Source organism: Candidatus Kapaibacterium thiocyanatum, from assembly GCA_001899175.1.
Lineage (GTDB): Bacteria > Bacteroidota > Ignavibacteria > Kapaibacteriales > Kapaibacteriaceae > Kapaibacterium > Kapaibacterium thiocyanatum.
On sequence record MKVH01000020.1, the window covers coordinates 15,777 to 32,004 of the forward strand.

At 59.0% G+C, this 16,228-nt stretch carries 18 protein-coding genes and 1 tRNA gene; 1 reads left to right on the forward strand and 18 read right to left on the reverse strand.

The annotated features are described in order from the left end of the window. Window positions 1-44: 44 nt before the first annotated feature. From BGO89_05925 to BGO89_05935, 3 genes are read right to left on the reverse strand one after another with little or no spacing between them, the layout of a single operon-like run. Entirely contained in the window at window positions 45-599 is a 555-nt protein-coding gene (locus tag BGO89_05925; protein OJX57938.1) for a hypothetical protein, read from the reverse strand. Beyond that, window positions 596-1,189 carry a hypothetical protein gene (locus BGO89_05930; protein OJX57939.1) on the reverse strand — a complete coding sequence of 198 codons (594 nt, stop codon included), beginning with the start codon at window positions 1,187-1,189 and terminating at the stop codon, window positions 596-598. The genes BGO89_05925 and BGO89_05930 overlap by 4 nt, the downstream gene beginning before the upstream one ends. Window positions 1,190-1,242: 53 nt before the next feature. Continuing rightward, window positions 1,243-3,537, reverse strand: coding sequence for a hypothetical protein (locus BGO89_05935; protein ID OJX57940.1), 2,295 nt, complete (start codon window positions 3,535-3,537; stop codon window positions 1,243-1,245). 442 nt (window positions 3,538-3,979) lie between these two features. On the opposite strand from BGO89_05935, the gene BGO89_05940 reads away from it, so the two are divergent. Then, window positions 3,980-4,453: a peroxiredoxin gene (locus tag BGO89_05940; GenBank protein OJX57941.1), complete on the forward strand. Its 474-nt coding sequence runs from the start codon at window positions 3,980-3,982 to the stop codon at window positions 4,451-4,453. Between the two features lie 207 nt (window positions 4,454-4,660). Here the strand turns inward: BGO89_05940 and BGO89_05945 are convergent, their stop codons facing one another. From BGO89_05945 to BGO89_06015, 15 genes are all read right to left on the reverse strand, one after another. Beyond that, a complete protein-coding gene (locus tag BGO89_05945) occupies window positions 4,661-5,317 on the reverse strand; it encodes a hypothetical protein (protein OJX57942.1) in 657 nt (218 codons plus the stop codon). A 22-nt stretch (window positions 5,318-5,339) separates the two neighbouring features. After that, on the reverse strand, window positions 5,340-5,663 hold the full coding sequence (locus BGO89_05950) for a hypothetical protein (protein ID OJX57943.1): 324 nt from the start codon (window positions 5,661-5,663) through the stop codon (window positions 5,340-5,342). Between the two features lie 267 nt (window positions 5,664-5,930). Continuing rightward, window positions 5,931-6,299, reverse strand: a complete 369-nt coding sequence (locus BGO89_05955; GenBank protein OJX57944.1) for a hypothetical protein — start codon at window positions 6,297-6,299, stop codon at window positions 5,931-5,933. A 449-nt stretch (window positions 6,300-6,748) separates the two neighbouring features. After that, window positions 6,749-7,126 (reverse strand): glycine cleavage system protein H, encoded by a 378-nt coding sequence (locus BGO89_05960; protein OJX57992.1) that lies wholly within the window; start codon window positions 7,124-7,126, stop codon window positions 6,749-6,751. A gap of 2 nt (window positions 7,127-7,128) precedes the next feature. Continuing rightward, on the reverse strand, window positions 7,129-8,469 hold the full coding sequence (locus tag BGO89_05965; GenBank protein OJX57945.1) for an acetyl-CoA carboxylase biotin carboxylase subunit: 1,341 nt from the start codon (window positions 8,467-8,469) through the stop codon (window positions 7,129-7,131). A gap of 15 nt (window positions 8,470-8,484) precedes the next feature. Then, on the reverse strand, window positions 8,485-8,961 hold the full coding sequence (locus BGO89_05970) for an acetyl-CoA carboxylase, biotin carboxyl carrier protein (GenBank protein OJX57946.1): 477 nt from the start codon (window positions 8,959-8,961) through the stop codon (window positions 8,485-8,487). A 57-nt stretch (window positions 8,962-9,018) separates the two neighbouring features. Continuing rightward, window positions 9,019-9,585, reverse strand: a complete 567-nt coding sequence (locus BGO89_05975) for an elongation factor P (protein ID OJX57947.1) — start codon at window positions 9,583-9,585, stop codon at window positions 9,019-9,021. A gap of 30 nt (window positions 9,586-9,615) precedes the next feature. Further along, window positions 9,616-9,689: transfer RNA gene (locus tag BGO89_05980), tRNA-Cys, on the reverse strand. A gap of 167 nt (window positions 9,690-9,856) precedes the next feature. Then, entirely contained in the window at window positions 9,857-10,567 is a 711-nt protein-coding gene (locus BGO89_05985; protein OJX57948.1) for a hypothetical protein, read from the reverse strand. A gap of 3 nt (window positions 10,568-10,570) precedes the next feature. Beyond that, entirely contained in the window at window positions 10,571-11,578 is a 1,008-nt protein-coding gene (locus tag BGO89_05990; GenBank protein ID OJX57949.1) for a hypothetical protein, read from the reverse strand. Between the two features lie 48 nt (window positions 11,579-11,626). Further along, the gene (locus BGO89_05995; protein ID OJX57950.1) at window positions 11,627-12,061 is read right to left on the reverse strand and encodes a hypothetical protein; all 435 of its coding nucleotides are present in this window, start codon (window positions 12,059-12,061) and stop codon (window positions 11,627-11,629) included. A 60-nt stretch (window positions 12,062-12,121) separates the two neighbouring features. Then, entirely contained in the window at window positions 12,122-13,249 is a 1,128-nt protein-coding gene (locus BGO89_06000; GenBank protein ID OJX57951.1) for a cell division protein FtsW, read from the reverse strand. Beyond that, on the reverse strand, window positions 13,246-14,490 hold the full coding sequence (locus tag BGO89_06005; protein OJX57952.1) for a hypothetical protein: 1,245 nt from the start codon (window positions 14,488-14,490) through the stop codon (window positions 13,246-13,248). The genes BGO89_06000 and BGO89_06005 overlap by 4 nt, the downstream gene beginning before the upstream one ends. A gap of 18 nt (window positions 14,491-14,508) precedes the next feature. Then, window positions 14,509-15,759, reverse strand: coding sequence for a histidine--tRNA ligase (locus BGO89_06010; protein OJX57953.1), 1,251 nt, complete (start codon window positions 15,757-15,759; stop codon window positions 14,509-14,511). 1 nt (window position 15,760) lies between these two features. Beyond that, window positions 15,761-16,225: a hypothetical protein gene (locus tag BGO89_06015; GenBank protein OJX57993.1), complete on the reverse strand. Its 465-nt coding sequence runs from the start codon at window positions 16,223-16,225 to the stop codon at window positions 15,761-15,763. Window positions 16,226-16,228 lie beyond the last annotated feature (3 nt).

Sequence of the window (16,228 nt, forward strand, 5' to 3'; positions counted from 1 at the left end):
CTTCTCCGGTATCGTCACGTCTCGACATGACGGCATCCATGGAATTACTTCAGTACGAAGACACTGATACCCGTCTTGAAGATGACGTCGGACCAGCGAAGACGCACCGACGATGCCCTGGCCAGCTCGGCTTTCGTCACCGGAAAGGTGAGGAGGAACCGTTTGGCGGATCGCAGGCCGACGTCGTGCTCCATGATGGAGCCGATGCAGGCGACGGTCCGATCGTCGATGATCATCTCCATCCCTTCATGCAGTTCGAAGGATGCCTTGGCCTCGAGCTCGGCATACTCGCCATGCGACGACGCTTCGTTCATGAGCGCATCGTGAACCTGATACCTCGGCACGACGTCCAGCATCACACCCGTGCTGCTGTCCTTGCCCGACATGAGCCTGGCCTTGACGACGTATCGATCCGTTTCGACACTATCGACACCGCTCGTTCGGGTCCGCGGCGTATCCTTGCCGCAACCGGAGAGTGCCAGGAAGATGCAGGCGGCCACGATCGCCGCCGACACTGTGGATATGACCGTTCGATTCATGAGCATCGACTCCATAGGTGTGCGATGGTTGGTATTCGTCGCGATGATGGCGTCCGTCATCTGGCGGAATCACCGGAACCGGATCGTTGCGGCGTCTTTCCGCTCTTGAAGAATCTCTTGTCGAGTTCGGCCAGGACGTCCTGCGTGAGATCGATGGCCTTGTCTCCGTAGATCACGGGAGAATCGGCTCCTTCCGCGAGAACGACGGCGATCCCCTGTTCTGCTGCGACGGCCGCGGCAGCCGTACGGATCTGCGTCACGATGCCGTCCGTCAGCGTCATCTGTTCCTGCTGGGCCTTCGATTGCACCGCTTCGGTGTATGACGACAACCGTTGCTGCTGTGCATCGGCTTCGCGCCGCAGACTGTCCTTCACACGAGTGGAAGTCCCTGCCGGAAGGGTCTCGAATTCGTGGACGATGCGCATGAGCTCGCTGCGCAGCGTGTCCACGTTCCGTTGCCATGCATCGCTGGTAGCCTGGAACGCCTTGCGGGCCTCGTGTGCCCCCTGATAACGATTGATGATGATTTCCGTATCGATGATCGCCACCTTGCCGGACGCTCCGCGTCCGAAGTACAGCATCGATGCGATGGCAAGCGCACATGCCGCCATCCCGAATCCGAGCCATACCAACCATCCGTTCGTCTGCATCCTTCCCTCTCTCCGTTCGTTGTTGTCGATGTTGCTTCCCCTTCAGGTATCCGTCAGCGTACGACCGTGATGGCCGCCGTCCGTGCCACACCGTCGATCGTACACAACAGCATGTACGTCCCACTGGTTACGGCCATACCGTTCCCGTCCGTATACGGCCACTGCGTCCGGTACTCTCCGTCCGTCACGACACCGTCGTGGATGGTCGCGACGTGATTGCCACGCATGTCCATCACCTGGAGCTTCATCGTCGCCGACGTTCCCACCGATCTGTCGACGGTGATGTCGACGGCCTGCTTGCGTTGTGTCGACGCCAGCCTGAACGTAGCGCTGCCGGCTTCTTCGGATGTGCCGGTCAACGTATATCGTCCTGCAGTCTTCGTCACTCCATGCCGCGAGGTCCGTACATCGGGATACGGCCAGCGGACCTCTACCGAATCGATGGAGGCATCTCCGACGCCGACGTGCACGAGCGGCGGCTCCTGGATGTTCAGGCCGCGACCACTCACGACGGTGCGACGCATCGTGCGTCCGTCGGACAGGCGTACGAGAACGTCCGCACCGATCGCATTCCGCATCCGCATGGACGCCATGTCGATCACGGCACCGTGGCCAGCCGGCCCCGAATGCCGATATACTTCGGTGCGACCACGACGACGCACGATGACGTCGAGACGGCCATCGTTGTCAAGATCCACGAGTGCTGCATCGTCGACGTCGTCGAGACTGTCCAGTCCCGCACGCTCCGTACCGTCGACGTACGAACCATCGGCCTTGCCGAAGAGGACGCGTACGTTGCGGCATGGTCCACGCTGGGCGAGAATGTGGTCGAGATTGCCGTCGTTGTCGAGATCGCCGGTCGCACATCCGGAAAGGGCCTGATCGTACGAGCCGTCGCGAATGAGGTCAGGCAGGGGCATGCCACGCTCGTCATCGATGTTCACCATGGATACCGGATGGCTCCGGTCGGTGAAGGCGTTGGCATAACCGATGGTCGTGGGCAGCATGACCGATCGCCGTTCCCATGTTCCCGACGCCCGTTCGTCATTGGAACGGATGACGGACATGCCCGCGAGTCCACCGACGGTCTGGCGCTCCATCCGTACGGCCAGCGCATCCTTCCGGCCATAGTGTTCGCCGGTGCGGAACGAATGCAACGAGCCGTCGGATGCGCGAAGAAGGACTTCCATCGCACCGCCCGGAGTCATTCCGGCAAGGCTCGTCGTCACTCCACCGGCAGGCAGGGCCTCGCTCCACGTCACGACGTCGAACCGGCCGACGTGGCCGCTCCTGCCGCCGGACAATACGCCTACGACGGTACGTCCATCGATGTCCGTGCCGCCGACGAGAAGGTCCGTCGTACCGTCGCCATCGACGTCGACACGCATGGACGTCGTCACCGTCGTCAAGGACGTCGACGGTACGTCGTCGAGTCGTGCGATCGCCCCCGACGGCTGCATCGTCCATACACCGACCGTCCTGCGTCCTTCACCAGGAAGGAAGACGATGTCCGTACGGCCGTCGCCATCGGCGTCGTGCATGAGGACCGGACCGTGTCCCCCTACCGTATCGGCCTGCAGTTCGAACGGCAACAATGTGCCGCGTTCGTTGAGATAGAGCATGCCGCCCGCGGCGACGTCGACGTAGCCGTCGCCGTTCACGTCGGCACACGATACGTACTTCGTCGCCTGCGTAGCCACTCCGTAACCGTCGTCGACGGTCGTATCGCGGCTGAACATCGGCTCCCGCATCTCGGGAAGATCGCAGAGCAGCGTATAGCGGAAGGCATACGGCCCCGTTTCCCAACGCCCCTCGTCATGACCGAGGATCTGATCGAAGCGTTCGATGCCATTCGCTTCGGTACAATACGGTGGACGTTTGACCTGATCGGTCAGGGGGCGGATATCGCCCCTCAGTCGTTCGACGCTGATGAATATCTGGCCTTCGCTCACTTCCAGAGGAGACGGGAAGTCCACCCGTACCGTCTGACGTCCCGCCTGCGTCTTCGCGAAGACGACGGGAGGCACGAGCGGCTTCCGGAAATACGGGACGGTATATCCTCCTTCGTGTCCGAAGACGACGACGGTACCGGCCGTATCCGCCGTGGCGCCGTCGAGGTCGACGAGCACTCCGTGAACGAGCGTGCCGGCGGGCAATCTGTATCGCTGGATATGGCGACGTATCGCCGTCGACGTATAGAATCCGGCGATGGATTCATCGCTATAGGTGCGTATCGTATCGACCGGAACGGAAGCACCGATCGTCGTGTCCGGTGGTCGTTCGATGTCGTCGATGGCCTGCGCATGAAGGGTCGTACCCGCGATGAGGCCGAAGATCGTCGATATCAACGTGCCGGGCCTTCGGTTGCGTCCGGTAAAAGATCGAGACATAGCAATTCCCAACGAAACAACGCACATACACCCCATAGCAGCCTTGCACGCGGCGCGAATGACACCGAAGGCGGCGCAACATACACATTACCGTCCTACCTTCCTCGAACCTTGCGTCAGTGCTCATCGATGCCCCGATATCAGGATCGACCACTGGCGGCAGTGTGCCGTTCGTGAGCGTCCAATCATCGATACATCACGCTCTCGAACATCATTGATACGCATGTCGCCGGTTCGTCACGGAACCCCGTAACGCCCTGCATGTCCAACGGACCCGAGAGGTGCGCCATATCATCGCTCACCTTCGCAGTCATCTTCATTCCGACGGGACATGTATCTTCGTGCCTCATTCGATCGACGTCATTGATCCATCATCAACAATTCTTTACGGAGAACTATCATGGCATTGGCTCCCGGCACCATCGCACCGGACTTCGCCCTCTTCGATGGCGACAAGAACAAGGTCAGCCTGTCCGCACAGCGCGGCAAGAACGTCGTACTCGCCTTCTTCCCCGCAGCGTTCACGGGCGTATGCAAAGCCGAACTCTGTTCGTTCCAGTCGGCCATACAACGACTCAATTCCATCAATGCCACCGTTCTGGCCGTGGCAGCGGATGGGCCGTTCGCGAACAAGGCTTTCGCCGACGAGAATGGTCTGACGTTCCCCGTGCTGAGCGACTACACACGTGAGACCATCGAAGCCTATGACGTCGTGCTGCAGGACTTCGCAGGACTGCCCGGCTATACGGCGTCGCAACGTGCAACGTTCGTGATCGATGCCGAAGGCATCATCCGCCATGTGGACGTGACACCCAATCCCGGTGTCGAGCCGAACTACGATGAGATCTATGCTGCCGTCGATGCACTGAAGTGATCGTACAGACCCTGTCTACTGACAGAAACGTATGCAATCATGACCAGAATACTATCGAAAAAGGTCGCCCTACGCAGGCGACCTTTTTCGTTCAGGGCATTTCTTTCACGAACGACGGTGATCCGTTTCCGACCCCTTTCTTACGAGTGAAGAGCACGGTACGGTAACTCATCGCTCCGCAAGCGCGGTATCATAGGATGATCGGCATCACCTCTGTCGATCAATCAATCCTATCGAATGCGATCCGACGGACGACCCACTCGCATTCCTGTAGACGACGTGGCTATCCCTGGTAGCGAAGGACACGACCCGGTCGAGGAGAGCGGCAGGATGTGGTTTCGACCGTCCGACAGGGTGCTTCGACATCCTCCACACGCCGACGATCACGATGACGGGAGAGCACAGAAGCAGGAGCGACAGGAGATAGATGACGACGCCTGGTGAGTTGGCCATGATGACGGTCAGAACGGCTTCGGACCATTCCCTATGGAACGAACGGACGTTCTCGTCCGGATGCCGTTCCATCCGGGAGTACAGTGAATGGTCGGAGCCGGATGCAGGGTCCGGAAGAACAGGTCTGTACCGTACCAGCATCGGCAGAGCGAGGCGGTTCGCATCGTGAACCATGTCGGTCATTGCGTCGCTCACGGCGAGAAACAACCCTGCGTCGATATGCAGATGTCCCTGTCCGTAGGCCTGGCGGAATCTGATGATCACCTCCATCGCACGGGCACGGGACCATGCCTGCAACCGGGGAAGTACCAGACCCGATACGAGAACCCGTACCAGAGTGGAAACGATGAGAAAGAGGATGGCATAGGCGACGATGACCGGAAGTGTCATGATCGAACCTTCCTTCGTCAAGGTGTTGAAAACAGTGTCGACGTCACCCGGGCCGTTCCTTGCCAGCAGAGGCTCGCCGGTTGAACCACAAGAGACCGAATAGAATTGCCAATCCCCATGCGACCAGAGACGGAACGTCCTGTTGCATTGCCTTGACCAGTTCCACAACAGTTTCCTTACGCCGGGTATTGTCCATCGTTATCGCGGCCACGAGCACGAAGGCTCCGACAGCATTGCCCAGTACGTTTCCTTTGGAAACACAGGTGAGGAGAACGACCTTCGACACATACAGACAGGAACCAATGATCCAGGCCGGCACCTGCCAGGCGTTGAGCGCCCTGAGCTGCCTGAAAACTTCTCTGTCCATCGGAGTCGGTACGATCGGATTCCGGAGCGAAAGGATGGCGATCGATGGTACGAGTATACGACGCGAGTTCCGGCATCCTCGGTCGGAGACGACGAATCAGGACCATCGATATATGATCGTGGATTCCGGATTCGCGAATGTGACGGCCGGAAAAAAGAAAAGGTCGCCCGATAGAGGCGACCTTCTTCCATTCGCGGCTTTTCTCCCACAAAAAGCTGCGGTTCCTTCTATGCTGCATGCCGTGCCGGCAGGCTTGGGATCGGAACGTTACTCGCCGGCGGTGTTTTTCCGCGGGCGCCCGTAGCGACGCTCGGATTTCTTCTTCATCCCGAGCGTGGTGATCTGGTCGGAGTCGTCTCCGTATTGTGCGATCACCTGTCGCTTGGCACCCAACACAAGCTCGTGAAAAGCCCATTCGACTTCCAGAGCCTGCTGGCGGGCGCGGGCCAATTCATCCATGGCCCGCTGTTCCGCCGCGAGTGCCTCATCCATCTTCTCCATTGCTTCCCGCAAGGCGGCCGACGTGAAGTCAGGGTTACTGGGAGAGTAGTCCCGAAGAGCCAGCACCGCCGTAGCGATTTGCTGGTCCTTCTTCAGGATCCTCTGCGTCACCCGTGTTGTCTTCCGTTTCGACATTGATGCGGATTCCCCGAAGCGACATGGAGAGAGACTTATGCTGCATGCCTTTACACTTTTGTCTCAAGTGTATTAACATGGATGCAAACTTAATTGATTTTATATGCGAAGTAAAGTCCTTTTCAACGGTCATGAGATATTTTTTTCAACGCATACCTCTTTACCATGCAGTCGTTATTCCCTGCATGATCATATGCATGGACTTTCGTCGCGCCACAATCATGTACAGATGCTCATGATCTCATTCTTGATCCGTGCATACTGACGACATCGTCGTGCATACCCTATACACGTGAACATGTGAAGGATACGGACACCCCGTATTACCGATCACGCACGACCGTCATGGACGGCATCCTTCCGCGAAGGCCCGACGACTCCTGCCCCACAAACGCAGAACGCCACCCGAAGGTGGCGTTCACGATGTCGTCCATCCGCAATGGAGGGGCTTACTGTCCGATCAGCGCCTTGTACTCGTCCACCCCCATCAGTCCCTTGAGTTCATCGGGATTGGCGAGTTCGATCTTGACGAGCCAGCCTGCGCCGTAGGGATCCTTGTTCACGGTTTCGGGCGCGCCGTTGACGTCGTTGACTTCGACGATCTTGCCGGTGACGGGAGCGTACAGATCGGCGACGGTCTTCACGGCTTCGATGGAACCGAAGGTGCCGCCCTGGTCGACGGATATCGATGCATCGGGAATGTCGACGTAGACGACGTCGCCAAGTTCTCCCTGTGCATGATCCGTAACACCGATCGTGCCGATGTTACCTTCGACGCGGATCCATTCATGATCCCTGGTATACTTAAGATCTGCGGGAAAGTTCATCGTCATGCCCTCCAGTCGTGTGTATCAAGATATTTGGTGTCGAATTCGCCGGCTATGAAGTCTGCATTCTCCATCATCTTGCGATGGAACGGAATCGTCGTCTGGATACCCTCGATCACGAACTCGTCCAGGGCGCGGCGCATCTTGAGGATGGTCTCCATGCGTGTGGGTGCGAACGTGATGAGCTTGGCCACCATCGAATCGTAATACGGCGGGATCACGTAGCCCTGATAGATGTGCGAGTCGACGCGGACACCAGGGCCGCCGGGGAAGTTCAGGCTTTCGATCCGGCCCGGTGAGGGGCGGAAGTCGTGCATCGGATCCTCGGCATTGATACGGCACTCGATACTGTGGAGCACGGGGTCCTTCGGTGTGATCGTCAGACGTTCACCCGAGGCCACGATGATCTGTTCCTTGATGAGATCGTATCCGAGGGATTGTTCCGTGACGGGATGTTCGACCTGGATACGGGTGTTCATTTCCATGAAGTAGAAATTCCGGTGCTTGTCCACCAGGAATTCGATCGTCCCTGCACCGACGTAGTTCACGCTGGCTGCGCCTTTTACGGCGGCTTCACCCATGCGCCTGCGAAGGTCGGGCGTCATGATGGGCGACGGCGCTTCCTCGATGAGCTTCTGGTGCCGGCGCTGGATGGAGCACTCACGTTCGTTCAGCGATATGACGTTGCCGTGCGTATCGGCGAAGACCTGTATCTCGATGTGGCGGGGTTCTTCGACGAACTTCTCGATGTAGATATCGCCATTGCCGAAGGAGGCCTCGGCTTCACCACGTGCCGTCGTATAGGCACGTTCGAGTTCGGACGGCTCCGGCACGTAGCGCATGCCCTTGCCACCGCCACCGGCCACGGCCTTGAGCATGAGGGGATAGCCGACTTCGTCGGCGACGCGCTTCGCATCCTCGAGCGTAGGTACGATACCTTCCGAGCCGGGCACGACCGGCACGCCGGCGGCTACCATCGTTTCCTTCGCGATGGACTTGTTGCCCATCCGTACGATGGCGTCAGGCGACGGCCCCACGAAGATGATGTTGCAGTCGGTACAGATTTCCGCGAACGTAGCATTCTCCGCGAGGAAGCCGAAGCCAGGATGGATTGCATCGGCATTCGTAACTTCCGCTGCGGCGATGATCGACGGAATGTTGAGATAACTCAACTTGCTTTGCGCCGGGCCGATGCAGACGGCTTCGTCGGCGAAGCGAACGTGGAGGGAAGCGCGATCCGCTTCGGAATACACGGCGACGGTGCGGATGCCCATCTCCTTCGCAGCGCGAATGATGCGCAGGGCGATTTCACCGCGGTTGGCGATAAGAAGCTTTTTGATCATGGCATCCCGTTCGGATTAGTCCGGCTTGATCACGAACATGGGCTGGTTGTATTCTACGGCCTGTGAATTCTCCACGAGAATCTTCACGATGGTGCCGGAGACTTCGCTCTCGATCTCGTTCATCAGCTTCATGGCTTCGACGATACAGAGAGGATCACCCACGTTCACGTGCGAGCCCACTTGCACGAACGGATCGGCATCCGGTGCGGGAGCACGGTAGAACGTCCCGACGATCGGGGAATTGATGGTCTGACCTCCCTCGTCCGCGCTGGGCGCGGCGGGTGCGGGAGCAGACGGTGCCGGTACGGCAGGTGCCGCCGGAGCAGGTGCTGCGGCAGGAACCGGCATGACTTGATAGGCAGGCTGCGCTGCCGCTACGGCGGCAACCTGTTTGGACATCTGGATCTTGATGCCTTCTTCCTCGATCTCCAACTCGGTAACGGTGCTGTCGTCAAAGATCTTCAGAAGGCGACGTAGGTAGTTGAGGTCCATCGTTGTCTCCTCCGTGAATGGTGATACGGGGCTTGCCGCCACTTGACGGCAGGACCATTATTCCTTGACGCGATCGAGGTAGTTACCCGATGACGTGTCAACGCGAATCAGATCGCCCTCGTTCACGAAGAGCGGAACGTTAACATTGGTACCCGTTTCGACGGTTGCCGGCTTCAGCACGTTGGTGGCCGTATCGCCACGAACCCCAGGTTCCGTATGCGTCACGCGCAGCGTAACGTGTCCCGGAATCTGGATCGAGACGACGGCTTCCTGTTCGTCACGAGCGATCTGGACTTCCTGGCCTTCCTTGATGAAGCGCGACGCCTCACCTACGACGGCGGGATCGACGGGAATCTGGTCGTACGTCTCCGAATCCATGAAGACGAAGCTGTCACCATCGCGATACAGGTACGAGAAGTTGCGCGTTTCCACACGAACGAACTCGATCGTCTCACCGGAACGGAAACGTTCTTCCTTGAGCTTGCCATTCTTGATGACGCGCATCTTCACCTGATAGAAGGCGCGCAGATTGCCCGGCGTCCGGTGAATGGATTCAAGCACGACGCAGAGTTCCCCCTGATGCTTGATCACCGCGCCTACGCGCAGATCGGCTGTGGTTGCCATGAAGTTCGACGTTGTTAGGACAAATCTTTTTCGAGGTTCCGGCCGGATTCGAACCGACGTACGAGCTTTTGCAGAGCTCTGTATAGCCACTCTACCACGGAACCAGAGATTGCGAATATACGGCAGGCGGACAAAACCGCAGCAACGTTCTTCGTTTCGGAATCGGGCGGAGGCCTTGCGACATCATGATGCAGGCAGCTCCATCCGATGATAAACAAGGGACTTCCGTTCGTTCCGGAAGTCCCCTGCAATTCTTTTCAACACCCGATGATCAGACCTTCGTGACGACGAGGTAGACCGGGCCGACGTAACGCTTGCCCTTGGCGGCCTTGCGGATCGGAGGCGGATTCAGCGGGTCGGTCGTATTCACCGTGCGCGTCGTGATACGCTGCGCATTGACGCCACCCTTCTGCAGATAGGCCTTGATCGTAGCAGAACGCTCGGCACTCAACTTGCCGATGCTCTCGCTTGTTCCCTCTTCGTCGGGATAGCAGACCACTTCGACGTTCACCCCCTGGTTCTTCACGAGCATGTGAGCCAGCTCATCGAGCTCGTCTTCCGTACCGACCTTGATCGTCGTCTTCTTGAGATCGAAGGGGATGGGTACCACGGCGAGCTTCTTGCCCACTTCCATGGGACGCACCACGAAGTCCTTCGATATCTCCGCGTACTTGCTGGTCTTAGGAACGTCGACCTTGAATTCCTGGATGAAGAAGCGCGGATCCTCGATATGGATGGAATACGTTTCGCCAGGCTTCAGGCCCGTCACGAGATAGCCATCGTTCGGATTGCTGCGGCTGCCCTGTCCTACCTTCTTGCCTGCAGCATCGTACAGGGCATAATTGGCTTCGACGGGAGCGAGCGTGTTGGCGTTCAGCATCTGGCCCGTCAGCGTGACGACGGTTCCGATGGCTGATTGAGCGGACATCTGTACGGCGCCGGCAGCGGCCAGCGCCATGATGGAAAGCGTGATCTTCTTCATCGGTTATCGTCCTCCCTTGTCGTTACGACCACGTTCGGAACCCGTTTCCGTGAGCATGCGCACCGATCCGTCGGCACAGCCGAGCAGGATGATACCGGCATTGCTGGTACAGTCGATCGACCAGATCTCGACACCGGTGTTGAACGTCATGAGGTTCTGCCCAGTGATGATGTCCCACATCTTGACGGTCTTGTCGAGACTCGCCGAAATGAGTGTGCGGTTGTCCTCGGCGAACGAAAGGTCCTGGACGAGATCGGTATGTGCATTGATGCTGCGGAGCAGCTCGCCCGAAGGCATGGCCCAGATCTTGATCACGCCGTCCTGATCGGACGATGCAAGATACTTCGAATCGAAGCTGTAGAGCACCGTGAGGACCGGTGCGTTGTGTCCCGTCAGGGTCATCACGGGATCCTTCTTCGCGAGATCCGTCGACCAGATCTTGATCGTGCGGTCGTCGCTGCAGGAAGCGATCCACTTGCTGTCGTACGAATAGGCCACGTTGTTGGTCTGGAGCGTATGACCACGCAGGGTCTTGGCTTCCACGCCGAGCTTCACGTCCCACAGCTTCACCGTCTTGTCGAACGACGTGCTGGCCACCATGTCGCTGTTGCCGTCCTGGCTGAAGTAGACACCGGCGACTTCGGCAGTATGACCGCGCAGGATCTTCTCCTGCTTGCCCGTTTCCGCATTCCAGATGCGGACGGTACGGTCGCTGCTGCCACTGGCCAGCCACTTGTCGTCTCCGGAAAACGACAGGTTATTCACCTGACCGGCATGACCCTTGAGCGTCATGAGCTCCTTGCCATCGGGCAGGCTCCAGAGCTTGATGGTCTCGTCGAGACTGCAGGTGGCGAATTTCGTATTCGCATCGTTCACGAACACGCCGAGGACCTCATCGGCATGCTTGCCGACGATCTTCATTGTGTATGAACGCTGCTGTGCCCAGGCCGTGGTGGCGATCAGCGCGATCGCTGCTGCCAGGCCTGCACAGGTGCGTACGGTACGCATCATACATCGAACCCTTGTAGATGAACGGATTTGCGAAACGTAACGACTCGATCAGGAAGCTGCGGCAACCCTCGCACGCAGGTCGGCGGCGATCATCGTCAGATCCTGTGCTATACGCAAGGCTTCTTCCCTCGACTGATCCTCCGGCGTGACCGGCGGTGCGACGTCGACGGCGTCGACCGGCCCCTCTTCTTCCATCGTCGTGCCGATCAACTCGACATCATTCTCAAGCTCCTCCAGCACGCTGTTCTGCTTGAGGTATTCCTTGGCTCCCGCCACGGTATACCGTTCCTGACGCAGAAGACGCTTGATGAGCCGCAACACGGCCAGGTCCCGGTGCGTGTACACACGGTTCCCCGCCCTGTTCTTCTGCGGCCGCAACTGGGAGAATTCCCGCTCCCAGTATCGAAGCACGTGCTGTTCCTCACCGACGATCTTGCTGACCTCGGTGATGGAATAGTAAAGCTTTCTGATGGCTGTCTTCATAACGGGCCGAGTATACGAAAAAAGGTGGACTGGACAGTGCTGACCCGCACGATGTTCCCGTCATCCCTCCGCAACGGCGCGCTGTCTTCTGTAGACCCCGGCCTGTGACGAGATGTTCAGGAGGACGCCGACGGCGATGGCACTGAAGAACACGCTCGATCCACCGTAGCTGATGAAGGGCATGGGGAGCCCGGTCGTGGGCAGGATTCCGCATGTCACACCCGCATTGACGAAGGCGTAGATGGCGAGCGTCGTCGTGATCCCGGCCGCGAGCAGACGTCCGAACGAATCCGGCGCCTTGCGCGCCACGGCATATCCGCGCCACATGATCAGGACGAAGGCGCCGACAAGCAACGCGATCCCGAGGAAGCCGTACTCCTCTCCCACGATGGAGAAGATGAAGTCGCCGTACGATTCCGGAAGGAACCAGTCGCGCTGGCGCGACTGCCCCGGCCCCACACCCGTGATGCCCCCATTGCCGAAGGCGATCAACGCCTGGTCGAGCTGATACTTGACGGCCTCGTCCACGCGATCGCTGTCCACGAAGGCCAGCAGACGGCGCATCCGGTACTCGGCCGATACCGCATAGGCGCCACCGATGACGAGACCGGCAAGGACGATGACTCCGAGATGCTTCATGTCGACGTCGGCGAGGAACATGAGGACGAGGACGATGGTGAAGACGACGCTCGCCGTGGACAGATTCGGCTGCAGTGCGATCAATGCGCAGATAGGTACTGCCCATACGAGAACTGGTACGAGACTCTTGCGCCAGTCCTTGATGAAGACCCTGTTGGCCGACAGAACGGCGGCCGTATGCAGGACGAGCGCATACTTGGCGAGCTCCGACGGCTGGAAGTTCAGTGGCCCGAGACGCACCCATCGTGATGCGCCCTTGATCTCCGTTCCCATCAGCAGGACCATGACGAGGAAGCCGATGGCGATGATGACGATCGTCATCGACATGTTCTGCCATGCGTGATAGTCCAGCTTGGCGACGCCGATCATGAGGGCGAGGCCGATGAGGACACGCAGCGCATGATTCCAGAAGAGCTGTTCCGACGAACCGAACTTGACGGCCGAAAAGGAGGAACTGGCGCTGTAGACGAAGGCCACGCTGAACATCAGCAGGCCTGCGATCGGCAGCAGGATGAGCCAGTCGATATGCGAAGTGGCGGCAGGTTTCATGGGAGGTCTATTGCAAACGTCGTACCAGCGCCTGGCGCCGATTCCTTGACGACGATCTTTCCGCCGTGATATTCCTCGACGATACGGCGTGACAAACTAAGTCCGAGTCCCCAGCCGCGACGCTTCGTCGTATAACCGGGCTGGAATATCTTCGAGCGCACCTGGGTCGTCATCCCCTTGCCGTTGTCCGTCACCGTCAGCAATGCACCACCGCGCGACCGCGGGCGCAGGACGATGTCGATGCGACCGTCCTGACGTTCGATGGCTTCCACGGCATTCTTGATGAGGTTCTCGATGACCCACTCGAAGAGGTCGGCATTCACGTTGCACATGATGGCGGGATCGAGATCGCGATGCAATACGACCTTGCGTCCCAGATTCGGCAACCGTGTCTCGAAATAGCGACAGACGTTCTCGATGACGTCGGCCAGGCGCGTCATCTGCAGATGCGGTTGGGAGCCGATCTTCGAGAACCTGTTGGCGATGACGTTGAGCCGCTCCACGTCACGCTGCATTTCCTCGGCCGTCTGCACCACGAGTCCATGATCCTCCTTGTTCATGCGCAGGATCTCGAGCCATGCCAACAGACTCGACAGCGGCGTTCCGAGCTGATGGGCCGCCTCCTTGGCCATGCCGACCCAGATGTTCGATTCCTCGTTCCTGCGGATCGTGCTGAACGCCACATAGCCGATCATGATGAAGGCCGATACGATCATGATCTCCACGTAGGGCATGTACTGCAGACGCCGTACGATGCCGGAGTTCGTGTAGAATATCTTCTGGAGGACCTTACCGTTGGGGTCCTTGATGATGAAGGGCTGATACTCCTGCTTCATCGACTGGATGTAGTCGATCAGCCACGCACGCTGCTGTTCGATGGACATCGTCGAATCGAGATCGACGTTGAGCATGAACTGCGCGAACGGATAGACCGGACGTTCCTTCTTGTCGGTCAGGATGACCGGGAAATGGATACTCGAATAGGTCAGGTCCGTATAGAACAGCAGGTCTTCGTCGCTGTTGGCATTATAGGACCTGGCGAGCAGGTTCGCGTACAGCTCCACGGTCCGCCGCTCGTTGGCCACGAGCTCGTCCACGATCAGCTTGGTATAGAGCAGTACGGCGGCCATGATGGCGAAGCCGAAGACCGTGAGCAGAACCTTGATCTGCCACTTGGTGACGTTGGCGCGGCCGATGCGTACGCGATCCGCTCCCGACGGCGATGAGGAAGTGTCCTTCATGTCGATGCAGGTTCCATATCACCGCCGAAGATGTTCTTCGATGGTCTGCTGCGGAACGGTCTGCTGTTCTCCCGTTGCCATGTGCTTGATGACGCATGTGCCGTTGGCAAGTTCGTCGTCTCCGATGGTGATCGTCCATACGGCATCCGCACGATTCGCGTCTTTCATCTGCGCCTTGATGGAACGGCGCAGGACGTCGGTAGTGACGGCCATGCCCTTTCGACGCAGTCGTGTGGCGATCAATTGTACGGGGAGCCGAGCAGCGTCGCCGATGGCGCAGATGTAGGCATCCGTCGCATCGCCTGCAGGCCAGCCACCGTTCTCCTGTTCCAGCAGAAGCAGGATACGCTCGACGCCGAGCGAGAAGCCGACGGCAGGTACGTCTCCCCCACCGAGCATGGCGAAGAGCGGGTCGTAGCGGCCGCCGCCGCCGATGGCGTTCTGCGTGCCGAGAGCATCGGTCACGAATTCGAAGACGGTGTGGCAGTAATAGTCGAGACCGCGTACCATGACGGGATTGACGACGTAGTCCACCTGGGCCGCATCGAGCATGGACCGTACGGCTGCGAAGTGCACCCTGCTCGCCTCGTCGAGATGATCGTGAAGGCGTGGAGCATGAGCGACGATCTCCTTGTCCGCTTCTTCCTTGGAATCGAGAATACGCAGCGGATTCGTCTGCAGGCGCCGCCGGCTGTCGTCCGACAGTCGTTCCACATGTCGTTCGAAGTAGTCCACGAGGGCGGCGCGATAGGCGGCACGCGATTCGGCCGTGCCGAGCGTATTGATCTCGAGACGCCACTGCGTGATACCGATGGCCTTGATGACGTCGTGTGCGAGGAGAATGATTTCGACGTCGCTCTCGGGATACGGTGATCCGAGACATTCGGCACCGTATTGGTGGAACTGACGGTAACGGCCCTTCTGCGGGCGTTCATGACGGAAGATGGGCGCCGCATACCACAGCCGCGTAACGGGCGAGTGACGGAGCAGCGAATGTTCGATGGCCGCACGTACGACCGACGCCGTCATCTCCGGACGCATCGTCAGGGAATCGCCACTGCGATCCTCGAACGTATACATTTCCTTGCCCACGATGTCCGTGTCGGCCCCGATTCCCCGTGCGAACAGCTCGGTGTGCTCAAGCACGGGTGTCCGGAATTCCTCGTAACCATAGGCCTGTGAGCAATCCCTGAAGACGCGTTCGGCCAGATGCCAGGCAGCCATTTCGGGACCGAAGATATCTCTCATGCCACGCACTGTCTGGACCATATCAGGCACGCTCCTCTTCATAGCTGGCGAACAGCTCGAGGACGTCGTTGACTGACTTGGCCCCGAGCAGCGACGAACGGAAGCTCTCCGAACCGACCATGCGCGATATCCTGCTCAGGAGCCGCAGATGCATCCCTACGTTACCCTCGGTACCGACGAGCAACAGGATGATGGACACCGGCTTGTCGTCCAGCGAATCGAAGTCGATCGGCGTACGTAACGTCGCCAGTGCGGCGAGCGACGTATCGACGACGGACGTCTTGCCGTGCGGCAATGCCACGCCGTTGCCGATTCCCGTGGACATCAGTTTCTCGCGTTCCAGGATGACACGCTTGAGTTCCTGCACGTCGCGTACCTTGCCACCCGTGGCCAGCACGTCGATCAGGCGTACGAGCGCTTCGGTCTTGTCCTTGACGTCGAGGTCGAGGCAGACGGCCGAAGCGTCGAGAATGTCGGAAATTTTAATATC